The sequence below is a fragment of the Nonomuraea sp. NPDC049758 genome (assembly GCF_040674635.1).
Taxonomy (GTDB): Bacteria; Actinomycetota; Actinomycetes; order Streptosporangiales; family Streptosporangiaceae; genus Nonomuraea.
Map to the genome: position 1 here is coordinate 166,011 of NZ_JBFAMZ010000022.1, position 16,073 is coordinate 182,083.

General features: G+C 71.4%; 13 protein-coding genes and 1 rRNA gene. 9 read left to right on the forward strand and 5 right to left on the reverse strand.

Features of this window, described 5'->3' with window-relative positions:
- Positions 1-217: 217 nt before the first annotated feature.
- Positions 218-925 carry an alternative oxidase gene (locus AB0J46_RS41840; protein WP_364340483.1) on the forward strand — a complete coding sequence of 236 codons (708 nt, stop codon included), beginning with the start codon at positions 218-220 and terminating at the stop codon, positions 923-925.
- Here the strand turns inward: AB0J46_RS41840 and AB0J46_RS41845 are convergent.
- A complete protein-coding gene (locus AB0J46_RS41845; protein WP_364340485.1) occupies positions 922-2,370 on the reverse strand; it encodes an MFS transporter in 1,449 nt (482 codons plus the stop codon). The two genes, AB0J46_RS41840 and AB0J46_RS41845, sit on opposite strands and share 4 nt — an antisense overlap.
- 55 nt (positions 2,371-2,425) lie before the next feature.
- Here AB0J46_RS41845 and AB0J46_RS41850 point away from each other — a divergent pair, with 55 nt between their 5' ends.
- From AB0J46_RS41850 to AB0J46_RS41870, 5 genes are read left to right on the forward strand one after another with little or no spacing between them, the layout of a single operon-like run.
- A complete protein-coding gene (locus tag AB0J46_RS41850; protein WP_364340487.1) occupies positions 2,426-3,127 on the forward strand; it encodes a TetR/AcrR family transcriptional regulator C-terminal domain-containing protein in 702 nt (233 codons plus the stop codon).
- Positions 3,128-3,140: 13 nt separating this feature from the next.
- Positions 3,141-4,769, forward strand: a complete 1,629-nt coding sequence (locus tag AB0J46_RS41855) for an AMP-binding protein (protein WP_364340490.1) — start codon at positions 3,141-3,143, stop codon at positions 4,767-4,769.
- Between the two features lie 56 nt (positions 4,770-4,825).
- Entirely contained in the window at positions 4,826-6,442 is a 1,617-nt protein-coding gene (locus AB0J46_RS41860; RefSeq protein WP_358303001.1) for a PucR family transcriptional regulator ligand-binding domain-containing protein, read from the forward strand.
- The gene (locus AB0J46_RS41865; protein ID WP_364340493.1) at positions 6,439-7,470 is read left to right on the forward strand and encodes a P1 family peptidase; all 1,032 of its coding nucleotides are present in this window, start codon (positions 6,439-6,441) and stop codon (positions 7,468-7,470) included. Before AB0J46_RS41860 ends, AB0J46_RS41865 begins: the two co-directional genes overlap by 4 nt.
- 5 nt (positions 7,471-7,475) lie before the next feature.
- Entirely contained in the window at positions 7,476-7,877 is a 402-nt protein-coding gene (locus AB0J46_RS41870) for a cupin domain-containing protein (protein ID WP_364340495.1), read from the forward strand.
- Positions 7,878-7,918: 41 nt separating this feature from the next.
- Here the strand turns inward: AB0J46_RS41870 and trpS are convergent, their stop codons facing one another.
- Entirely contained in the window at positions 7,919-8,881 is a 963-nt protein-coding gene (gene trpS, locus AB0J46_RS41875; protein WP_364340497.1) for a tryptophan--tRNA ligase, read from the reverse strand.
- A 260-nt stretch (positions 8,882-9,141) separates the two neighbouring features.
- On the opposite strand from trpS, the gene AB0J46_RS41880 reads away from it, so the two are divergent.
- The gene (locus AB0J46_RS41880; RefSeq protein ID WP_364340499.1) at positions 9,142-10,611 is read left to right on the forward strand and encodes a phosphodiester glycosidase family protein; all 1,470 of its coding nucleotides are present in this window, start codon (positions 9,142-9,144) and stop codon (positions 10,609-10,611) included.
- Positions 10,612-10,850: 239 nt separating this feature from the next.
- On the opposite strand, the gene AB0J46_RS41885 is transcribed toward AB0J46_RS41880, so the two are convergent.
- On the reverse strand, positions 10,851-13,352 hold the full coding sequence (locus AB0J46_RS41885; RefSeq protein ID WP_364340501.1) for a tetratricopeptide repeat protein: 2,502 nt from the start codon (positions 13,350-13,352) through the stop codon (positions 10,851-10,853).
- Between the two features lie 277 nt (positions 13,353-13,629).
- On the opposite strand from AB0J46_RS41885, the gene AB0J46_RS41890 reads away from it, so the two are divergent.
- A complete protein-coding gene (locus AB0J46_RS41890; RefSeq protein WP_364340503.1) occupies positions 13,630-13,929 on the forward strand; it encodes a hypothetical protein in 300 nt (99 codons plus the stop codon).
- Positions 13,930-14,123: 194 nt separating this feature from the next.
- On the opposite strand, the gene AB0J46_RS41895 is transcribed toward AB0J46_RS41890, so the two are convergent.
- The gene (locus tag AB0J46_RS41895; RefSeq protein WP_364340505.1) at positions 14,124-14,627 is read right to left on the reverse strand and encodes a MarR family transcriptional regulator; all 504 of its coding nucleotides are present in this window, start codon (positions 14,625-14,627) and stop codon (positions 14,124-14,126) included.
- A 92-nt stretch (positions 14,628-14,719) separates the two neighbouring features.
- Here AB0J46_RS41895 and pip point away from each other — a divergent pair, with 92 nt between their 5' ends.
- Positions 14,720-15,688 (forward strand): prolyl aminopeptidase, encoded by a 969-nt coding sequence (pip, locus tag AB0J46_RS41900; RefSeq protein WP_364340507.1) that lies wholly within the window; start codon positions 14,720-14,722, stop codon positions 15,686-15,688.
- A 299-nt stretch (positions 15,689-15,987) separates the two neighbouring features.
- On the opposite strand, the gene rrf is transcribed toward pip, so the two are convergent.
- Positions 15,988-16,073, reverse strand: a 5S ribosomal RNA gene (gene rrf / locus AB0J46_RS41905); the annotation flags it as partial.

Here is a 16,073-nt window from a genome sequence, read left to right on the forward strand (position 1 = left end):
CCCCCGGACTTCCCGGCAGCGGCAGGCTGTCGGCGGGGGGTCAAATCCCCTTACAAACTGTAAGTCCTCCCCCTAGGGGATCCCCCGTGCGCCTACGGGCGTACGCGCCGGCCTCCCGGTACGCCGCCAGAGGCATCGCGATTGACCACTCGCGGGCGACGACCCGGCGGGCCCCGCTCGGCCACCATCGGACCATCGACGAACCGAGGAGACCGAGATGACCGTCACCATCGACCTGCGCCCCGGGCGCCCCGAGGCGCCCGCCGGGCCGCCCAAGCTCGACCGCGACCAGCTCCGCCGCGCCCAGCAGGACACCCTGGACACCCCGCGGATGGACTACAGCCTGCTGGCCCGGATGATGTTCAAGCCCGTCGACCTCATGTACGGCAGGAAGGGCTCCTACACGAAGTTCGCCATGCTGGAGATCATCGCGCGGGTGCCGTACCAGGCGTGGGAGCGGATGGGCTACTGGGCCGTCCACCGGCACGCCGGACGGTCGGCCCTGGCCAGGAGGGTGTTCGAGCGCATCGTCGAGGCCCGCGCCGACCAGGACAACGAGCAGTGGCACCTGCTGATCATGCAGGACCTGGTGCAGCGCGCCGGGCAGCGGCAGAACTGGCTGCTGCACAAGGCGGCGCCGTGGCTGATCGCGTTCTTCTACTACCACGTGTCCTGGGTGCTGTTCGTGGTCCGTCCTGACTGGAGCTACCGGCTCAACGCCGAGTTCGAGGACCACGCCGAGCACGAGTACATGACGTTCGTGGCCGAGAACCCCGACCTGGACTTCGTGCCCGACCCCGGCACGTACGCCGACGAGTACGGCCGCTACCGCTCGGTGGCCGACCTGCTCCGGCAGATCGGCCACGACGAGCGCACGCACAAGCTCGACAGCCTGGAGAGCATGCGTGAGCCCCGCGTCCGCTAGACCTTGGCCGGTTCGGGAGCCGCGACGGGCGCGGCCGGGCGCAGCACGGCCAGCGCGAGCAGCGCGGCGGCGACGCTGAACCCGGCCCCGACCCACGAGCCGAAGTGCACGGCCACGGTGAAGGCCCGGTCGGCGACCTCGCCGAGCCCGACCTGTTCGGCGACCCCGATCGACTCGCGGGCCGCCGCGGGCGCGTCGAGCGGCATCTCCGCGGTGTAGACGCCGGCCAGCACGCTGCCGAGCACGGCGATGCTCATGGCCAGGCCCACCTGCTGCACGGTGTCGTTGAGCGCGGAGCCGACGCCCGCGTGCTCCAGCGGGATGGCCCCCATCAGCGAGGCGTAGGCGGAGGGACCGGCCAGGCCGGCTCCCGCGCCCATCAGCACCAGCCCGCCCATCAGCGGCAGGTAGCCGGTGGTGAGCGCCATCACGACGAACCCGACGGCCATGATCAGCAACCCGGCCGAGATCAGCACCCGGTTGGACACCTTCTTGCCCAGCGCCGCGCCGATGCCGTTGAACACGACGGCCGCCACCGCCTGGGGCAGCATGGCCAGGCCCGCCTGGAGCTCGCCGTAGCCCAGCACGAACTGCAGGTACTGGGTCAGCATGAGCATCACGGCGCCCGCGCCGAACGACATCAGCAGGATCGAGAAGGACGCGCCGCTGAAGTTGCGGTTGCGGAACAGCTGCAACGGCAGCATCGGGTGCTCGGCCCGCCGCTCCCAGACGACGAACGCGGCCAGCGCGACCACCGCCACCGCGATGAGGGCGATGTTCCACTCGCGTTCGATGATCACGTAGACGGCCGAGGTCAGGCCGACGATCGAGAGAACCACGCCCACCGGGTCGATCCGCCGCCCGGTGCTGCGGGTCTCGGGCATCAGCACGAACGCGGCCACGATGGCCAGCGCCGCGATCGGGATGTTGAGCAGGAAGACCGAGCCCCACCAGTAGTGCTCCAGCAGGAAGCCGCCCAGCGTCGGGCCGGCGATCACACCGAGCATCGCCACGCTTCCCCAGATGGCCATGGCCTTGCGCCGCTCGTCCTCCTCGAAGACGGTCATGAGGATGGACAGCGTCGAGGGCATCAGGATCGAGCCGCCGACCCCCATCAGGGCCCGCGCGCCGATCACCTGCCAGGGCTCGGCGGCCAGCACGGCCAGCAGCGACGCGCCGCCGAAGAAGGCCAGGCCGATGACGAGGAAGCGGCGGCGGCCGTACCGGTCGGACAGGCTTCCCGCGGTCAGCAGCAGGCCGGCGAAGACCAGCACGTAGGCGTCGAGGATCCACTGGATGTCGGACGGCGTCGCGCCCAGCTCCTCGATCAGGGACGGGATCGCCAGGTTCAGCACGGTTCCGTCCACCGTGAGGACCAGCAGCGAGAGGCAGAGCACGACAAGGACCCACCAGCGACGGGGGTCTCGTACAGCGTTCGAGGTCACTCGCACAGCGTACGACAACTCTCGCACACTGTGCGAGAGCATTTATCCTTGAGGCATGACCGGCAAGCAGTTCACCTCTGTCTGGTTCCGCGAGCCCCGCAAGGCCGCCGCCCCGGGCCGCAGCCGCGAGGAGATCGTCCGGGCCGCGCTGGAGCTGCTCGACCAGGAGGGGATGGCCGGGCTGAGCATGCGCAAGCTCGGCGCGAAGCTGGGCGCCGGCGCCACCAGCCTCTACTGGTACGTCGCCAACAAGGACGAACTGCTCGAACTGGCCTACGACCAGGTCTGGGCCGAGATGACCGTCCTCGACGCCGAGGAGGTGGGCTGGCGCGACGCCGCCTCGGCCATGGCGTACGGCATGCGCGCGGTCATGCTGCGGCACCCGTGGTCGGCCGACCTCCTCGGCCGGGTGCCCGCGCTCGGCCCGCACGCCCTGTCGGCCTCCGACCGGATGCGCAGGATCTTCAGGGCGGCCGGCTTCCACGGCCTCGACGTCGACTACGCCGTGGCCGCCGTCACCGCCTTCGTCTACGGCATGACCCTGCCCGAGATCGCCTGGGACGCCACCGCGAAGGACTCCGACTACGACGCCGAGGAGATGCGCGGCATGGTCGCCAAGGCCGCGGCCGACTTTCCCGACATGCTGGAGAGCCTGGCCATGGGGGCGTACCAGGATCCGCGGGTGCTCCGGGCCACGGCGTTCGACTTCGGGCTCGTGTCGGTGCTCGACGGCCTTGAGCGGCGGCTGGCGACGTAGCAGGATCCGGGGCATGAGCGATTTCCGCGCCGCCCGCGATCTTCTCCTGAGCGCCGACTATCCCACGGCCCGACGCGACTTCCGCTGGCCACGGGCCGAGCGGTTCAACTGGGCGCTCGACTGGTTCGACGGGGTGCTGGCCGCCGAGACCCCGCAGGCCGCGGCCCTGACCATCGTGAACCCCGGCAGCCGGGTCTCCCACACCTTCGCCGAGTTGTCGGCCCGCTCCAACCAGGTCGCCAACTGGCTGCACGAGCAGGGCGTGCGCCGGGGCGACCGCGTCCTGCTCATGCTGGGCAACCAGACCGAGCTGTGGGAGTCCCTGCTGGCGGCCATGAAGCTCGGGGCGGTGGTCATCCCGGCCACGACCCTGCTGACGGCCAAGGACATCGGCGAACGCCTCGACCGCGGCCAGGTCGCCCACGTGATCGCCAACGCCGCCGACGCGGGCAAGTTCGGCGCCGGCGAGTTCACCAGGATCGCGGTCGGCGACGCGTACGGGTGGCTGCCGTACCACGAGGCGTACGACGCCCACGAACGTTTCACCCCCGACGCCCCCACCCTGGCCGGCGACCCCCTGCTGCTCTACTTCACCTCCGGCACGACCTCCCGCCCCAAGCTGGTCGAGCACACCCACGCCTCCTACCCGGCCGGCCACCTGTCCACGATGTTCTGGATCGGCCTGCGCCCCGGCGACGTGCACCTCAACGTCTCCTCCCCCGGCTGGGCCAAGCACGCCTGGAGCAACGTGTTCGCCCCCTGGAACGCCGGGGCGACCGTGCTCATCCACAACTACGAGCGCTTCGCCGCCCGCGCGCTGCTGGAGGTGCTGCGCGACGAGCGGGTCACCACGTTCTGCGCGCCCCCGACCGTGTGGCGGATGCTCATCCAGGAGGACCTGGCGGCCTGGACGCTGCCGTTGCGCACGGCCGTGGCCGCGGGCGAGCCACTCAACCCCGAGATCATCGACCAGGTCGCCAAGGCCTGGGGCATCACCATCCGCGACGGCTACGGCCAGACCGAGACCACCGCCCAGATCGGCAACGTGCCGGACGAGCCGGTCAAGCCCGGATCGATGGGACGCCCGCTGCCCGGCTACGACATCGTGCTCATCGACCCCGTCACCGGCGAGCCCGGCGACGACGGCGAGATCTGCCTGCCGCTCGACCCCCGCCCCCTGGGCCTGATGGCCGGGTACGTCGGCGGCTCCGCCGAAGCCATGCGCGACGGTTTCTACCACACCGGCGACGTCGCCACCCGCGACCAGGACGGCTACATCACCTACGTCGGCCGGACCGACGACGTCTTCAAGGCCTCCGACTACCGCATCTCGCCGTTCGAGCTGGAGAGCGTGCTGCTGGAGCATCCCGCGGTGGCCGAGGCCGCCGTCGTGCCCGCGCCCGACCCGGTGCGCCTGGCGGTGCCGAAGGCGTACGTGATGCTGGCCCCCGGGTTCGAGGCCGGCGCCGACACCGCGCGGTCGATCTTCGAGCACTGCCGCCGGGAGCTGGCGCCGTACAAGCGGGTGCGCCGGCTGGAGTTCGCCGAGCTGCCCAAGACGATCTCGGGCAAGATCCGGCGGGTGGAGTTGCGGGTGCGCGAACCCCGAGGTGAGTACCGCGAGGAGGAGTTCAATCTGTGACAGTGTGTATATGGCTGTATGACCGTTCTTACAGGTTGATCGGCTAGGCTCGCCCCGTGCTTCCCACCATTGCCGACGTCCTCGCCCTGGAGACCGTGCGCCGGGGCGGCCCGCGCGTGGTCGCGGGCGCCGACCGGCTCGACACCAAGGTGCGGTGGGTGCACGTCGGCGAGATCGCCGACATCGCCCATCTGCTGCGCGGCGGCGAGCTGGTGCTCACCACGGGCGTCGCGCTGCCCGACGACCCGGAGAAGCTCGCCGACTACGTGGGCGAGCTCGCCTCCGTGGGCGCCTCCGGGCTGATCGTGGAGCTCGGCCGCAGGTTCCTGCGCGAGCTGCCGCGGGCGGTGGTCAAGTCCGCCGAGGAGCACGGGCTGCCGGTCATCGTGCTGGCCCGTGAGACGCCGTTCGTGCAGATCACCGAGTCCGTGCACGCCCGGATCATCGACATCCAGCTCGAGGAGCTGCGCGCCTCCGAGCAGTTGCACGAGGTGTTCACCGAGCTGTCGGTCGAGGGCGCCTCGCCCGCCGAGGTGCTCACCCAGGTCGCCCGGCTGTCCGGCCGCCCGGTGCTGCTGGAGAACCTCGCCCACCAGGTGCTGGCCTGCGAGTCCGCGGGCCGCGACGCCGGCGCGCTGCTGGCCGGCTGGGAGACCAGGTCGCGCGGGGTGGCCCCGGCCGAGCGCACGGCCTACGACCCCGCCTCCGGCTGGCTGGTCACCACCGTCGGCGCGCGCGGCCAGGACTGGGGCCGGCTGATCCTGATCTGCGAGACGCCGCCGACACCGCGCGAGATGGTGCTGGCCGAACGCGCCGCCACCACCCTCGCCCTCGGCCGTCTGCTCGAACGCCACCAGGAGTCCCTGGAACGCCAGGCCCACGGCACGATCATCACCGGCATCCTGACCCACGCCTACGCCGACCCCGACGAGGCCGCCGCCCGCGCCCGCGCGGTCGGCGTGCCGCTGACCGGGCGCAAGCTGATCAGCGTCGTCATCAGGCCGACCGAGCCCGTCGACCAGGCGCTCGACGGCCAGGCGCAGCTCGGCGAGCTGGCCGAGGCCACCGCCGCCGCCTGCCGCGACGCCCGCCTGCCCGCCCTGGTGGGCGCGCTCGACCAGGAGCGGGTCGGCGTCCTGCTGCCGCTTCCGCCGCGTACCGGCGCCGAGCCCGCGCTGACCGCGCTCGCCGAGCGGCTGCGCATGCTGTGGCGGCCCGGCTCGGCGTTCGTGCTGGCCGCGGGGTCGGTGGTGGAGTCCATCCGGGACGTACGGCGCAGCTTCCTCGAAGCCGAGCAGGTCGCCGACGTGGCCGTGCGCCAGCCGGACGGCCGCGCCTTCTACCGCCTGCCCGACCTGCGCCTGCGCGGCCTGCTCCACCTGCTGCGCGACGACGCGCGGCTGCAGACGTTCGCCGAACGCGAGCTGGGCCCGCTGCTGGCGCACGACGCCCAGCGCGGCGGCGACCTCACCCGGATCCTGCGCACCTACCTCGACGCGGGCCGCAACAAGGCCGTGGCCGCCCAGAAGGCCCACCTGTCCAGGCCCGCCTTCTACGACCGCCTGCGCCGCCTCGAACGCATCCTCGACACCGACCTCGACGACGTCGAGTCATGCCTGTCACTGCACGTCGCGCTGCTGGCGCTGGAGTCGTTCCGCAGGGAGAACCGTTGAGAGCTCGTGATCACGGCATCGTCATCGGCACCGGCGTCCCCGGTCCGCTGAACGCGATCACCGACGTGCCCGGCGTGCTCGTCGGCCACACCACGCTGACCGAGGGCACCGCCCGGACGGGGGTCACCGTCGTCCGCCCCGGCCCGGGCCCGGCCTACGACTCCCCCGTCTACGCCGGCTACCACTGGCTCAACGGCAACGGCGAGATGACCGGCCTGCCCTACCTGGACGACTTCGGCCTGCTGCACTCGCCGATCGGGCTGACCAACACCTTCTCCGTCGGCGTGGTGCGCGACGCGCTGGTCTCCCTGGAGATCGGCGGCCGGGGCGGGAGCGCGTGGTCGCTGCCGGTGGTCGCCGAGACCTGGGACGGCCGGCTCAACGACATCGACGCCCGGCACGTCCGCCAGGAGCACGTCGAACGGGCCTACCACGGCGCCTCGGCGGGCCCGGTGCCCGAGGGCTCGGTCGGCGGCGGCACCGGCATGATGTGCCACGGCTTCAAGGGCGGCATCGGCACCGCGTCCCGCGTGACCGGCGACTACACGGTCGGCGTGCTCGTGCAGGCCAACCACGGCAGCCGCGACCGGCTCACCGTCAACGGCCGCCCGATCGTCATGGACGACGTGCCCCGACCCGGCGGCCCCGAGGGCGCGGGATCGATCATCGCCGTGGTCGCCACGGACGCGCCGCTCCTCCCCCACCAGTGCCGCAAGCTCGCCCAGCGCGCCGGGCTCGGCGTGGCCAGGACGGGCGGCGCCGGCGAGAGCAGCAGCGGCGACGGCTTCGTCTGCTTCGCCACCGGCAACCGCGGCCTGCCCTCCAACGCCCTCGACGACCGCGGCTCCGGCGTGTTCGAGGTGCGGGTACTGGCCGACGCCCGCCTCGACCCGCTCTTCCACGCCGCGATCGAGGCCACGGAGGAGGCCATCGTCAACGCGCTGGTCGCCGCCGATACGATGACCGGCGCGAACGGCTTCACCGCCTACGCACTCGACGGCGCCCGCCTCGCCGACCTGGTGAAATGAGCAACATGTCTGACGTCCTGATGCCCGACCTCGAAGACCTCGGCCGCATGATCGCGACCGCCGGCGCGTTCGCCGTGCCCGTGCACGACGTGCGGCTGACCCCCGACGAGCTCGACCCCGAGCAGATCGTCGCCGGCGACCCGGCCACGTCGTCGCTGGAGCTCGGCGACGGCAGGGGCATCTGGGAGATCACCCCGGGCGTCGTCACCGACGTCGAGACCGACGAGATCTTCGTGGTGCTGTCCGGCCGCGCCACGATCGCCGTCGAGGGCGGCACCACCATCGAGGTCGGCCCCGGCGACGTGTGCCTGCTGGCCGAGGGCGCGCGCACGACGTGGATCGTGCACGAGACACTGCGCAAGGTGTACCAGTCCCGACAGTCCGAGCAGTCCGGGCAGTCCGAGTAGTCTGCGCAGCCGGGGCAGTCCGGATTGTCCGGGCGACCCCGCTAGAACCCCATCGCCGCGCGCACCTCCGCCAGCGTGCGGACCGCCCGCTCCCGGGCCCGCTCGTTGCCCTGCGCCAGCACCTGACGGACGTCGGCCTCGGTGTGCTCGCGCCGCCGCCGCCTGATCGGGCGCAGGAACTCGTTGACCGCCTCGGTGGTCAGCGCCTTGAGCGCGGCGGCCCCGCCGTCGCCGATCTCGTCGGCGATCTCCCGGGGCGGGCGGCCGAGGCAGAGCCCGGCCAGCGTGAGCAGGTTCGCCACGCCGGGCCGGTGCACCTCGTCGAAGGTGATCAGGCGGTCGGAGTCGGTGCGGGCCTTGCGGATGAGGGCCGCGGTCTCGTCCTCGGTGGCCGCCAGGGCGATGGCGTTGCCGCGGCTCTTGCTCATCTTGCCGCCGTCCAGGCCCATGAGCAGCGGACGCTCGCCCAACATGGCCTCGGGCAGCGGGAAGACCTCGCCGTACCGCTCGTTGAAGCGCCGCGCGACCAGCCGTGCCACCTCAACGCGCGGAAGCTGGTCGCGGCCCACGGGCACCAGCGTGCCCTTGCAGAACAGGATGTCGGCGGCCTGGTGCACCGGATAGGTGAACAGCAGGCCGCTGACCGCGCGCCGGGCGCTGTGCGCGATCTCGTCCTTCACCGTCGGGTTGCGGCTCAGCTCCGCCACCGACACCAGGCTCAGGAACGGCAGCAGGAGCTGGTTCAGCTCCGGGATCGCGCTGTGCTGGAAGATCGTGACCTTGCCCGGGTCGAGGCCGACGGCCAGGTAGTCGAGGAGCACCTCGGTGATGTTGCGCTGGATCTCGCCGGGCAGGTCGCGGTCGGTGATCACCTGGTAGTCGGCGATCAGCACGTACGTCCGGTAACGGTCCTGCAGCTCCACCCGGTTGGCGAGGGTGCCGAAATAGTGGCCCAGATGCAGGCGTCCGGTCGGACGGTCGCCGGTCAGGACGACGTCGTTCACGATGGGTCTCTCCTTCAGGTGTGCCGCCGCCTGAGGGGAGCCCGCACGCACGGAAAAGGGCCGCCACCAGGACGGCCCAGCATGGGAAATCAGCGGCCGTCTGCCGGCCGCCACCACATGCTGATACGGGTCATAGCTCAATGTTATCTGGGCTGGGTGTCAATCTCGTAACCTCTTGAGCAGTTTGGCGCGTTCGGCTGACTCCGGGACCTTGATCTCGTCAGGATGGTTCGGTCCCTTTTCCGCCCTCTGGAGAGTTCATGTCTCGACGCACCCTCGCCGGCGGCCTGGCCATAGCCGCCACGATCACCGTCACCACGCTGCCCGCCTCGGCGGCGCAGCTCGCGGTGAAGTTCCCGTCGGCCAGTTTCCCGCTGGGCGCCCGGCCTGCCGCCACCAAGACGCTGACCGCCGTGACGCAGGGCATCGACCTGTACGACGTGAAGGCGGGCAGCTCCACCGACGGCTACACGGTGACCGTGCTCATGCCGAGCGGCCGCGACTACGGCGCGCTGGAGACCGCCCAGGCCAAGGTCGCCGAGGTGGAGGCGGCCGGGGAGGCGCCGAGCCTGCAGAAGGTGATCCGGCCGAGCGTGGCCGACGCGCCCTCCCAGACCGTCTACATGGTCCGCGTGGGCCTGTGGTCCTTCAAGGACAAGGCGAAGGCCGACGAGACCGCCAAGGCGCTCAAGGAAGCCGGGCTGAAGGTCAAGGTCGACTACCTCGGCGACGACGGCCTCAAGACCACCGGCCCCTGGGACGCCAAGGTCGTCATGATCGACTCCCGGACGTTCCGCGGCTCGTACGCCGCCTCCCTCGGCACCAGTGTCGCCGCGCGCGAGACGGTCTCCTCGATGGCCAAGGCGCGCAACGCGGTGGTCGGCGTCAACGGCGGCTTCTTCAACATCCACACCGCCAAGAACCTGCGCGGCGAGCCCGTCGGCGCCTCCGTGGTGGCCGGCCGGCTGCTCAGCGAGGCCGTGCCGGGCCGCTCCGCCGTGGTGCTCCAGGGCCGCAGCGTGCGCATCACCGAGCTGAAGACCGCCGTCACCGCCATCTCCCAGGACGGCGACAAGCTCGTCGTCAACGGCGTCAACCGCGCCGCCGCCACGGACGAGGCCGTGTTCTACACCGAGGAGTACGGCGCCAAGACCCCGACCGGCGGCACCGACATCGTCCTCGACGCCAACGGCAAGGCGGTCGCCGTACGCACGAGCGGCGCCGCCGTGGCCAAGGGCACCCGGGTGCTGCACGGCCAGGGCACGTCCGCCGAATGGCTCGCCGAGCATGCCTGGGAGGGCTGGACGGTCAAGATCGACACGAAGGTCACCGACCTGCGCACCCGCAAGGCCCTCAAGCTGACCCCCGACCTGAACGTCATCGCCGGCGGCGTCGGCCTGGTCCGCAACGGCCACGTGAAGATCACCGCCAAGCGCGACGGCCACGACTCCGTGAACATGATCCTGCGCCGCCACCCGCGCACCCTCCTCGGCGTCACCAGGAACGGCAGCCTCATCCTGGCCACCATCGACGGCCGCCAGCCCGGCGTGACCATCGGCGCCAACTTCCACGAGGCCGCCCAGTTCATGCGCTGGCTCGGCGCGGTCCAGGCCATCAACCTGGACGGCGGCGGCTCGACCGCGATGGTGGTGTCGAACAAGCTGGTCAACCGGCCATCGGACGGCGTGGAGCGCGGCGTCGGCGACGCCCTCCTCGTCCTTCCCCAGTAGCCGCCGGGGCGCGAGGGGCAGGCTCGCCCCCTCCGCCCCGGCTCCCCCCTGCCAAGCACCCCCCACAGCAACGGCCCCGGCCCCGCCAGGCACCCCCCAACCGCCTAGGCTCCCCTCCATCAGGCACCCCGCACTGCCTAGGCTCTCCTTCCGGCAGGCCCCCCACTGCCCCAGCTGTCCTCTCCCCCGGGCATCCCACCCCACTCCCCACGGGCGGGCCACGTCTTCTGGCCCGGACTTCACGGGCGGGCGTGGGCCGTCCAGTGGGCGAGTTGTAGCCTGGTCGTCACCGTGGCCGGATGCCCGGCCCCCAGCACGCGAGCCCGGACCGGCAACAGCGCCGCGCAGAGATCGCGAGCCCCCGCCGCGTCCCCCGCCATCCCCGTCCAGTACGCGAGGTTGGCCCTGGCGGTCAGGGTGTCCGGATGCTCGGCCCCCTGCACCCGTGCCCGTACCGGCACCAATGCCGCATACTGATCCCGCGCCGCGGCCGCCTCCCCCAACTCCCCCGTCCACCGCGCCAGCTCGTGCCGGATCGTCAACGTGTCCGGATGTTCGGGCCCGAGAATGCGCTCCCGGACGGGAAGCAGCGCCGCGTACAGGTCACGGGCGGCCGCCGCGTCCCCCGCCTTCCCCGTCCACTGGGCCAGGCTGGCCCTGGCGGTGAGCGTGTCCGGATGCTCTGGCCCCTGCACCCGCTCCCGCACCGGCACCAACGCCGCATACTGATCCCGCGCCGCGGCCGCGTCCCCCAGCTCCCCCGTCCACCGCGCCAGCTCGTGCCGGACGGTCAACGTGTCCGGATGATGCGGCCCCGACACCCGCTCCCGTACCAGGAGCAAGGCCGCATATTGGTCGCGGGCGGCCAGCGCGTCCCCCAGCTCGCCGGTCCACCGGGCCAGTTCGTGCCGGTTGATCAGCGTCGAGGGATGCTCGGGCCCCTGCACCCGCTCCCGCACCGGCAGCAGCGCCGCGTACTGGTCACGGGCCGCGGCCGCGTCCCCGGCCTGCCCCGTCCACTGGGCCAGGTTGGCCTGCGTGGTCAGGGTGTCCGGATGCTCGGGGCCCGACACCCACTGCCGGACGGGCAGCAGCGCCGCGTACTGGTCACGGGCGGCCACCGGATCGCCCGCCCGTCCCGTCCACTGGGCCAGGTTGTGCCGGGTCGTCAGGGTGTGCGGGTGTTCGGGGCCGAGCACGCGTTCGTAGACGGGCAGCAGCTCCAGGTACTGGTCACGCGCCGCCGCCGGGTCGCCCGCCTCGCCCGTCCAGAGCGCCAGCTCGTGCCGGGCCGTCAGCGTGGCGACCTCCTCGGGGCCGAGCGCCGCCGCGAGCGCGTCGGCGATCTCCTGGAACAACGACTTCGCCGTACGGTAGTCGCCGCTGGCCCCCAGATACTGGGCCGTCTTGTCCATGCCGGGCGAGGTCGGCCCGAGCACCGTCCGGATGTGCGGCAGCAGCCTGGCGTACCGCGGCCACCGCGCCTTCTGCCCTGGATTGTCGGGCAGCACGGCCTCCACCAGCACCCCCGCCACCTCCCGCCACCGGCGCTGCGCGCGCAGCGGAAGCTGGTCGAGCGTGACGGCCTGCACCAGCCGGTGCACCGTGACCGTCCCGTCCACGGGCGGACCGATCAGGCTGTGCCCCCGCAACGCGCTCAGCGCCGCGTTGATCCTGAGCGTGTCCCGCGGCAGCGCCCGCATCATCAGCAACACGCTCGGATGCACGTCCCGCAGCACGCGCGTGCGCGGCCCGGGGATCCGCCCGTAGGCCCGCCGCCGCTGCACGTCCGCCCGGAACAGCTCCCGCGGCGCCCACCGCGCCAGCGGCGAGAGCAGCAGATGGTACGGGATCGCCTCGTGCGCGTAGCAGGACAGCAGCCGCAGCAACGCGATGGCCTGCGGACTCGTCCTGGCCAGCCGCCGGAACGCGAACTGCCACGTGGAGGCCACCCGCTCGCGATACCCCCACGCCTGCCCCTGCGCCAGCAACTCGGCACGCTGGTGATGCAGCAGATCGAGGTACTCCGACAGCTCCAGCCCCGTCTCCGACATGTAGGCCGCGGCCTGCTCCAGCGCCAGCGGCAGCGCGCCGAGCTCCGCCACCACGGCCGCCGCCGCGACGGTGTCGTCCTGTCCCGTGCTCGCCAGCATCAGCAGCGCCGCCGACTCCAGGTCGAGCACCGGCAGCTCCAGCCCGCGATCCCGCGGCCAGCTCCCGGACCGGCTCGTGATCAACACGTGCCCCGGCCCCGCCGGCGGCAGCACGGCCCGCACCGCCTCGGCCTCCGGCACGTTGTCGAAGATCAACAACCATGGTTCGGCACGCGCCGCCAGCGCGGCGTGCACCTGGTCGACCGGGTCCGCCGCGTCCGCACCCAGCTCCCGTAAACCCATGAGAGCCGCCAACCGGGCGAACGCCGCCGACAACACCGCAGGATCGGCCGCCGGCAGCTGCCAGACGAGCTCGTAGTCGTGCTGATGGCGATAGGCGTACTCCAGCGCGAGACTGGTCTTCCCCACGCCGCCGAGCCCGTGCACGGCCACCACCGCCGGCCGCACCTCGCTGGCCAGCAGCCGCTCCCGCAGCTCCACCACGGCCTCGTCCCGCCCGACGAGCTGCGGCGGCCGCGGCGCCAGCTGCACGGGCCGCGTCGCCACCCGGGGCCGCGACGGCAGATGCACGTCCCCGATGACCTCGACATGCCCCCCGGTCACCGCCGTGGACCTGTCCCCGGTCATGGCCAGCCCGGACTCCTGCCGCCCGACCACGATCGACCGCTGCCCCTCAGCCCTCCCGCCCGCCTCACCAGCAGCCCCACCGACGGCCCCACCATGACCGCCACCATCGCCAACGCCACCCGGCCCACTACCGCGCCCGTCACCGGGCCCATCCGCACCGGCACCCGTACTGACAGCACCCTGACCAGCCTCATCGGGCCCCGAGCCACCAGAACCGGCACCAGCCCGCCCGGCCCCCTCGCCCCCCGGACCGCTCTCACCGCCACTGGTGGGCGCCATGGTCGCCCGAAGCTGCGCCCACAACCCGACCCCGGCGATGAACAACCCCGCGACACCAACGAACATGCTGACGACGCTGGCCCGCTTGTCCAGCATCTCCAGCTGTAACGGCTCGGCGAAGAACCCCACGACCCCCGCGGCCACCAACCCGACGGAGATCGACGCGAACGTCCACGCCAGCAGCCGACGGCTACGACGCGCCGGCTGCCTGGAAGGGGGAGAAACGGTCACTCTAATAGAGTTACCCGATTACGCTCAGTATCCCAGCGAAATTATCAGGACCATGAACAACCTCTGACCTTGCCCAACCGCCATCCGGCGCACAACATCACCGATCACCGGCCCCAGAGCCGCGCCGCCACTCATTCCAACGCCCCGGCACCCCATCCCCTCCGGACCCACCGACTTCACAACCGGTCCACCCGGCCGGACGGCGACCGAGACACCCCGCTCACCCAGCTGCCCGCCGCGCGGCCGACCCTCCGGCGAATCTCAACCTTGTGACCCCAACGGTGGCGGCTCGACGAGGTGATGAAGGATCCGCTCCCGCATCGACCGGCGTTCCAACGCCCGCCGCACCTCCTCCACCACAGCCGTCATCGCGTACGGGAGCTCGCCGTCCAGCTCGGCGACCGTCTGGTGGGTGGCACGCCACTCCGCCTCCAGGAACGGCACCAGCGACCGGCCGCGCTCGGTCAGGTCGATCCGGCGGGTGCGCGCGTCGGGCCCCGGCTCCGAGGTGACGAGACCCTCCTTGCGCATGGCGGCGACGGTCTGGCTGATCGCAGAGTGCGAACGGTTCAGGGACTTCGCGAGTTCGCGAATGGTCAGCGGCCCTGTATGGGCGAGCCGGATGAGCGGATAGGCGAACCGAGTGCGCACCCCGTCGAGGCCACGCTCCAGGTAGACCTGTTCGATCTCAGCGTCCATGGCCGCCAGGAGCTCGTGCAGGGAGTGCCAGGGGTCGGGTATCGCGGTGGGGTCGGAAGATGTCACAGTGCTAATATAACAGCGCTGGCATAATCGTCCGCCCGCATGCGGCCGCGCAGTGTCCGGCGTACCCCAACCCTCCAACAGCAGGAGCCCCCTTGTATCCCTCGATCGAACCGTACGAGCACGGCATGCTCGATGTCGGCGACGGCAACCTCATCTACTGGGAGGTCTGCGGCAATCCCGACGGCAAGCCCGCGGTCGTGGTGCACGGCGGGCCCGGGTCAGGCTGTTCGACCGGCTCCCGCCGCAGATTCGACCCGGACCGTTTCCGCATCGTCCTGTTCGACCAGCGCAACTGCGGACGTAGCCGCCCGCACGCCGCCGACCCGGCGACCGACCTGACCGGCAACACCACCCACAACCTGATCGCCGACATGGAACTGCTGCGCGAGCACCTCGGCATCGACCAGTGGCTGCTGTACGGCGGTTCGTGGGGTTCGACCCTGATCCTGGCCTACGCCGAGACCCATCCCGAGCGAGTGTCGGAGATCGTCATCCCCGCGGTCACCATGACCCGACGCTCCGAGATCGACTGGCTCTACCGGGGCGTCGGCAGGTTCTTCCCGGAGGCGCAAGAACGCTTCGTGCAAGGCGTCCCCGACGCCGACAGCGACGGGGACGTGTTCAAGGTGCTGGCGGCGTACTCGCGGCTGCTGGCCGACCCCGACCCGAAGGTACGCGAGAAGGCCGCCCACGACTGGGTCACCTGGGAGGACGCGGTGATCTCCCAGGAGACCAACGGCACACCCAACGCCTACAGCAACCGGCCGGACGACGCCATCATGGCCATGACCCGCATCTGCGCCCACTACTTCGCCAACGCCGCCTGGCTGGAAGAGGGCGTGCTCCTACGCAACGCACACCGGCTGGCCGGCATCCCCGGCGCTTTGATCCACGGCCGCCTGGACATGGGCAGCCCTCTCCAGACAGCCTGGGAGCTGACCAAGGTCTGGCCCGACGCGGACCTGCACGTGGTGACAGATTCCGGCCACACCGGCAGCGAATCCTTCAGCAAAATCCTGAACGAGGCCATCGAAACCTTCTCACCCCCCAAACACAACTGACCCCTCGGCCATGGCCTGGACGTACCCCCGGCGACCACCACACCGCCATCAACGACAGGCAGCCCCTACGGCACGGAGTGCGCTCACAACAGGGGGCGTGAACGGTCGTTTCCGACAACAGACCGCAACACCCTCCTCATCGCACTGCACGTAAGGATCGACGACCGGCTCAGATGCCGGCCTGGCCCGAGACGCGAGCACGAGATCGTCCCCGGATAACGCCAAGCCCCCAGGCATCCTGAACTACTCCGGAAATGCAGAAAGGGCCCCGACCGAAGTCGGAGCCCTTTCAAAAGATTGTCCGGCGGTGACCTACTCTCCCACACCCTCCCGAGTGCAGTACCATCGGCGCAGAGAAGCTTAACTTCCGGGTTCGGAATGTAAC

Bases quoted from the DNA above. Each gene is read 5' to 3' on its own strand.
- AB0J46_RS41840 (WP_364340483.1), top strand. From the start codon at position 218: ATGACCGTCACCATCGACCTGCGCCCCGGGCGCCCCGAGGCGCCCGCC.
- AB0J46_RS41890 (WP_364340503.1), top strand. From the start codon at position 13,630: ATGGTCGCCCGAAGCTGCGCCCACAACCCGACCCCGGCGATGAACAAC.
- AB0J46_RS41870 (WP_364340495.1), top strand. From the start codon at position 7,476: ATGTCTGACGTCCTGATGCCCGACCTCGAAGACCTCGGCCGCATGATC.
- AB0J46_RS41880 (WP_364340499.1), top strand. From the start codon at position 9,142: ATGTCTCGACGCACCCTCGCCGGCGGCCTGGCCATAGCCGCCACGATC.
- AB0J46_RS41885 (WP_364340501.1), bottom strand. From the start codon at position 13,352: ATGACCGGGGACAGGTCCACGGCGGTGACCGGGGGGCATGTCGAGGTC.
- AB0J46_RS41850 (WP_364340487.1), top strand. From the start codon at position 2,426: ATGACCGGCAAGCAGTTCACCTCTGTCTGGTTCCGCGAGCCCCGCAAG.
- AB0J46_RS41855 (WP_364340490.1), top strand. From the start codon at position 3,141: ATGAGCGATTTCCGCGCCGCCCGCGATCTTCTCCTGAGCGCCGACTAT.